A 5,614-nucleotide genomic window follows, 5' to 3' on the forward strand; every position below is an offset into this window, starting at 1 on the left:
AGAAGGCGCTGCCAGCCTGGGCGCCGGTTTCGTCAACCGGTTCATCAAGGTCATCATTCCGAACGTGTGGTCCGGGGTGCTGGCCGGCTCTCTGATGGTTTTCACCCTGTCGATCGGCGAGTTCAACCTGACCTGGATGCTGCATACCCCCTTGACGAAGACGCTGCCGGTTGGACTGGCCGACAGTTATGCTTCAATGCGGCTGGAAATCGGGTCAGCTTACACGATTACCTTCTTTTTCATGATTATCCCCCTACTGATGGGAATGCAGTGGGTATCCCGGCCAAAGTCCAGGTTGGCCGCAGCAGACGTAGAAACGGAGCAATTGAGAATGGAAAGAAAAGAGCGGATTTCGGAGCCGGTAGTTCTCTCTGAAGTCTCAGCGGCAATGGCGTCTCATAGAACTGGAACTTCTGTCCGGCTCACCGGGTGTGCTAAAACCTTTCCTGGTGGAACCAAGGCCTTGGAATCCCTTGATCTCGAAGTTGCCGCCGGCGAGACAGTCGTAATCCTGGGGCCTTCCGGATGCGGCAAAACCACCTTGCTGCGGATTATCGCAGGGCTTGAAACACCCGACGAGGGCGGGAAGGTCTTTTTCAATGCGGACGAGGTAACCGCGATTCCGATTGAAAAACGCAATGTCGGCATGGTCTTCCAGAACTATGCCCTGTTTCCCAACATGAACGTTGCCGAAAACATTGCTTACGGGTTGAAGGTAAAGGGCGACGAACCGGAGAAAATTCGTGGTCGCGTCGACGAAATGCTGGCCATGATGCAGATCGAAGAGTTACGAAACCGGCAAATTGATCAACTCTCCGGAGGACAGAAGCAACGTGTCGCCTTGGCCAGGGCAATCGCCGTTCGGCCGCGCATCCTGCTCCTCGATGAACCGCTGACCGCCCTGGATGCGAAGCTGCGTGATGTTCTGCGGGTGGAGATTGACATGCTGCTGAGGTCTATCGGCATTACGGCGGTTTACGTCACTCACGATCAAGCCGAAGCGATGGCTCTGGGCGATAGAATTGTCGTTATGTCCCATGGCAGGATTGCCCAGATTGGAAACCCGCGCCAAGTATATTTCAAACCGGCAAATCGTTTCGTAGCGGACTTCATTGGCACGGTAAACTGCATAAAAAGTTCAGTGGGAAACCAGTGTCTGAATTTTCCTGGAGGCTGTATACCCATCGCCGACATCCAGGGGGTGGATGTAGCCGAAAACGAGGTGCTCAATATCTTCTTCCGGCCGGAACATGCTGTAGTGGTCGAAGATGGGCAGGGACATTTTCGGGCCAATGTCGTCAGTTCATTTTTCATGGGCGACCGGACAAGGCTCCTGGTAAACGGGAAGACTCCAGAACCAATCAGGGTCGAAGCTCCGGGCCGGCAATCATTCCAAAAAGGCGAAATGGTTGACATCCGTATCGACCTGGAGGCGCTGTTCACCCTTAGCGACGGATAGCGAGAACCCATGCTGATTGCCCAGATTTCCGATATTCATTTAGTCCCCAATGGCGAACTGGCCTATGAGGCAGCTGACACGGCCAACGCACTTGGTAAGGTTGTCGACCACATCAACGGACTTTCCCCGGCACCCGATGTGGTTATCGTCACCGGTGACATCGCCGATGGCGGGCGTCTTGATAGCTATCAGGTGGCCCGGGAGCTTCTGGCACCCCTCGCAATGCCAGTATTCATGGTCCCTGGCAACCATGACCATAAGGGCCGAATGGCGAAAGTCTTCTTCGATCATGCTTACCTGCGCACCCATCCTGACAGCCCTAACGGCGGGTTTATCTGCTATGCCATCGAGGATTATGCCGTTAGGCTGATCGCCCTGGACACGGTTACGCCCGGAGACCACGGAGGCGGTTTGTGCCCCAGGCGCTTAGCCTGGTTGGACGCCACATTAAAAGAGAAGCCAGATGTCCCAACACTGATCTTTATGCACCACCCACCCTTTCCTTCAGCTGTCGGCCACATGGATCTCGAGCCTTTCAAGCACCGCGAAGACCTCAGTAAACTTATCCAGCATCACCCTCAGGTGGAGCGGATCACCTGTGGCCACATCCATCGGCCCATCTCCATTCGTTTCGGCGGTTCGGTAGCCACGGTGTGCCCCGGTGTGGGCATGCAAATCACCATGGATTTGAGGCCAGAAGCCCCATCTGGCTTTGTTTTGAGTCCAGCCGGCATCCTCGTTCACTGCCTCAACCAAAGTTGGGGCGATCCACCCGTACTTTTAACACATCTCAACCTGGTTGAAGACTTTCCCGGTCAGTTTGGGCCTTTCTATCCTTTTTTTAATGTAGAAAATCCTAAATGACATTGAAATCTATCCAACAATTTAAGCTCAATGTGACCGTATATACTTCCATTTATTAACGACAGCTTGCATTTCGCAATTTTAAGCATCCCTTTCCTACATTCCGATTAGAATTGTCAGCAAGGTCATTTTTCGCCACTCCCACAAAAGACTCAGCCAAACTACCGATCGCTATGTAAAGCAGATCCTCATTTTGGAGGTTCATGACGGACACGTTTATTTTGGACAACAAAGGTTTTTGATCGGCGCACGGACTTGAAATATTCATGCTCCCGCTGCTGTCCATCATTTAGACCGGCTTGTTTTTCTGTCCAGCAAGACGAGTTCAGCCCATTTTTCTGCAAGCAAAATACGACAAATTCGTGAAAGAGAGGCTATCTGCTACTACAGCAATATTTATTCCATCTGGTTCCTTGGCCAGAAACCACACGGATCTGCGAGTGCCATTTTTATGGGATAGCCAAAATACACTTGTATGGCTTCAGTTACATTCGTCGTGCCGTGCCGCATTGATCCTCCCCATTAGTATCTTTATTGTAACTACCAGATTAAAAAGTGCCTACTTGCGAGGAAAGAATATACGAATTATCTAAATGGCGCATTGCTGTGGTCGATTGAGGTTATGACTGTTCAGTGAGGAAAAAAAACAAAAGGAGAAAAAGATCAATGAAAGCCATGATAATTCGAGAGTACGGTGATTCCAACGTATTTGCGCTTGCGGAAATCGCCAAGCCAGATGTAAGACCGGGCCACGTATTGGTCAAGATCGCCGCAACCAGTGTCAATACCGTCGATACCATGATTCGCCAGATGGGCAAGGAACTGCCGATTTCACCCGAGCTTCCAGCCGTTTTGGGCATGGACTTCGCCGGCACCGTCGAATCGGTGGGCGAGGGTATTTCCGAATATGCTGTTGGCGATGAGGTATATGGATGTGCCGGCGGCTTAGGTGATTTGCCGGGCACCCTTGCAGAATACATGGTTGCGGATGCCAATTTGATCGCTCACAAACCAAAGACCATTACGATGCGCGAAGCCGCCGCATTGCCTCTGGTGGGTATCACGGCTTATGAAGGGCTGACACGGGCCGGCGTTGACCATGGTCAAAAAGTGCTGGTCCATGGTGGATCCGGCGGTGTTGGTCACGTTGCGCTGCAGTTGGCCCGTTATTTCGGTGCTGAGGTCTATTCGACAGGCGGCGGTGACAAGCAGTTGGCATTGATCAAAGAACTGGGGGCTACCGGTATCAACTACAAGACGGAACCGGTTGCCGAATACGTTGCCAAATATACCGATGGTGCCGGTTTTGATGTTGTTTTCGATTCAGTTGGTGGTGCGAATATGGCCAATTCCTTTGAAGCGGCTGCGCTCAACGGCCAAATTGCTTCGACAGTGGCTTTGGTTGAGTTGGATTTGTCCGTAGCGCATTTTAAAGGGTTGTCATTGCATGTTGTGTTCATGTTAATCCCGATGATCCACAACTATAAACGGGAAGATCATGCCAAAATTCTCAATAAACTGGCCGAAATCATTGATGCAGGTGGTTTACGCCCGGTCCTGGATGAACAAAGATTTTCCCTTGAGGAAGTTGGCAAGGCCCATGACCGTCTTTCCAGCGGTCAGGCTATGGGTAAAGTCGTTGTAGAAATATAGCCGACTTTAAGTATCTAGTGTCCGTCCAGAAATAGGTAAATTGGGTCGAGATCAAGGCTTTCGAAAAATTTTACCGGCGGCATATGGTTGATATTCCGAGGATAAAATTTTTAGCGCAACGCAGAGATCGGGCGAAATAACCGTTTATGGATGGGCACTATCTAACATCAGGGCGTGTTAACCGATCCAGATTAACACGCCCTGTTATTTTTTATTGGTTTTTAAAGAACCTTCTCACCAGATTAACGGTTGGTTTTCATTACAAGCTACAGCCCAAAATGGTTGCGCCCCCAATCACGCATCATCATCATGACATCCCTTAAGCTTTCGCCAACATCGGTAAGTGAGTATTCAACCTTTGGCGGCACCTGTGCATAAACCTTGCGATTGATGATTCCATCTGCTTCCAGCTCACGAAGCTGCTTGGTCAACATGCGCTGGGTTACGCCCTCCATCACCCTTTTCAGTTCTCCAAAACGGTAGGTGCGCTCCATCAGATGATAGAGGATGACTCCCTTCCATTTTCCGCCGATAATTTCCAACGTTGCCTCTACAGGGCATCCATTATTACATTTATAGGTGTTGTGACGCATTGATTTTCCTCATTAGTATCAATTTTGTTACTACGTAATTTTTAGGTGCCTACTTGCGCAGTTAGATTATACGAACTATTATCCTTTTACGTTGCTGAGGTCAATTGAAATTTTGAAAATTTCGTTGGGATGGAAAGCAAAGGAGATAAATATGACAAGAACCATTCTGGTTACCGGCGCCACCGATGGGATCGGTCTGGAAACCGCCAAGATGTTGGTCTCGTTGGACCAAAACGTCTTGCTGCATGGCCGAAGCCCGGCAAAACTTGAAAGCTTGGAAAATACGCTTTCAGCGATATCGGATGGCGTGAAGGTTGAAAGCTATGTAGCCGATCTATCAAGTATGGCTGACGTGGAGGTGCTGGCCAAGGCATTGGCTGAAAAGCACGCCAAGCTCGATGTGCTGATCAACAATGCCGGCGTCTTTAACACGCCCCACCCGATCACGCAGGATGGACTTGATGTCCGGTTTGCTGTCAATACAATTGCGCCTTATCTACTAACGAAACGCCTTTTGCCTCTGTTTGAAAAGTCCGGACGGGTCATTAATCTCTCCTCAGCTGCCCAGGCACCGGTCGATCCCGAAGCGTTGGTCGGACGGACCAAGTTGTCCGACAATGCGGCCTATGCGCAAAGCAAGCTGGCGATAACCATGTGGTCGCGCAGCATGGCGCTTTCGCTCAAGGATGACGGCCCGGCCATTATTGCGGTCAATCCCAGATCCATGCTGGGCAGCAAGATGGTCAAACAGGCCTATGGCGTGACCGGAGGCGATCTGCGCATCGGTGCGGAAATACTTGTCCGCGCAGCCCTGTCAGATGAATTCGCAGCGGCTTCCGGCAAGTATTTTGACAATGACACCGGTCAGTTTGCCCCGCCCCATCCCGATGCACTGGACACACAAAAATGTGAAGCCATTGTTCGTGTTATCGAAGCGGTTCTGACCAAATTACAACACTAGAACCTATCTCAAAAATAAGGATCAGGGTTCAGGGCAAGGCATGCAACGGCGAAAAAGCGGAGCATACATGTAGTATGTGAGCAT

The 5,614-nt window shown here is 50.6% G+C and carries 5 protein-coding genes; 4 read left to right on the top strand and 1 reads right to left on the bottom strand.

Annotation, left to right across the window (positions count from 1 at the left end):
• The 3 genes from ABYV26_RS19295 to ABYV26_RS19305 all read left to right on the top strand — a co-directional run.
• A partial coding sequence (locus ABYV26_RS19295) for an ATP-binding cassette domain-containing protein (RefSeq protein ID WP_372682989.1) occupies nucleotides 1-1,459 on the top strand: 1,459 nt, incomplete at its 5' end.
• 9 nt (nucleotides 1,460-1,468) lie between these two features.
• Nucleotides 1,469-2,323: a phosphodiesterase gene (locus ABYV26_RS19300; RefSeq protein ID WP_372682990.1), complete on the top strand. Its 855-nt coding sequence runs from the start codon at nucleotides 1,469-1,471 to the stop codon at nucleotides 2,321-2,323.
• 666 nt (nucleotides 2,324-2,989) lie between these two features.
• Nucleotides 2,990-3,976, top strand: a complete 987-nt coding sequence (locus ABYV26_RS19305) for a zinc-dependent alcohol dehydrogenase family protein (RefSeq protein ID WP_372682991.1) — start codon at nucleotides 2,990-2,992, stop codon at nucleotides 3,974-3,976.
• A gap of 266 nt (nucleotides 3,977-4,242) precedes the next feature.
• Here ABYV26_RS19305 and ABYV26_RS19310 read toward each other — a convergent pair whose 3' ends face one another.
• Nucleotides 4,243-4,569 carry a winged helix-turn-helix transcriptional regulator gene (locus ABYV26_RS19310; RefSeq protein WP_372682992.1) on the bottom strand — a complete coding sequence of 109 codons (327 nt, stop codon included), beginning with the start codon at nucleotides 4,567-4,569 and terminating at the stop codon, nucleotides 4,243-4,245.
• 112 nt (nucleotides 4,570-4,681) lie between these two features.
• On the opposite strand from ABYV26_RS19310, the gene ABYV26_RS19315 reads away from it, so the two are divergent.
• Nucleotides 4,682-5,530 carry an SDR family NAD(P)-dependent oxidoreductase gene (locus ABYV26_RS19315; RefSeq protein WP_372682993.1) on the top strand — a complete coding sequence of 283 codons (849 nt, stop codon included), beginning with the start codon at nucleotides 4,682-4,684 and terminating at the stop codon, nucleotides 5,528-5,530.
• Nucleotides 5,531-5,614 lie beyond the last annotated feature (84 nt).

The sequence above is a fragment of the Desulfosarcina sp. genome, assembly GCF_041551955.1.
GTDB lineage: Bacteria > Desulfobacterota > Desulfobacteria > Desulfobacterales > Desulfosarcinaceae > Desulfosarcina.

Bases quoted from the DNA above. Each gene is read 5' to 3' on its own strand.
- ABYV26_RS19300 (WP_372682990.1), top strand. From the start codon at position 1,469: ATGCTGATTGCCCAGATTTCCGATATTCATTTAGTCCCCAATGGCGAA.
- ABYV26_RS19305 (WP_372682991.1), top strand. From the start codon at position 2,990: ATGAAAGCCATGATAATTCGAGAGTACGGTGATTCCAACGTATTTGCG.
- ABYV26_RS19310 (WP_372682992.1), bottom strand. From the start codon at position 4,569: ATGCGTCACAACACCTATAAATGTAATAATGGATGCCCTGTAGAGGCA.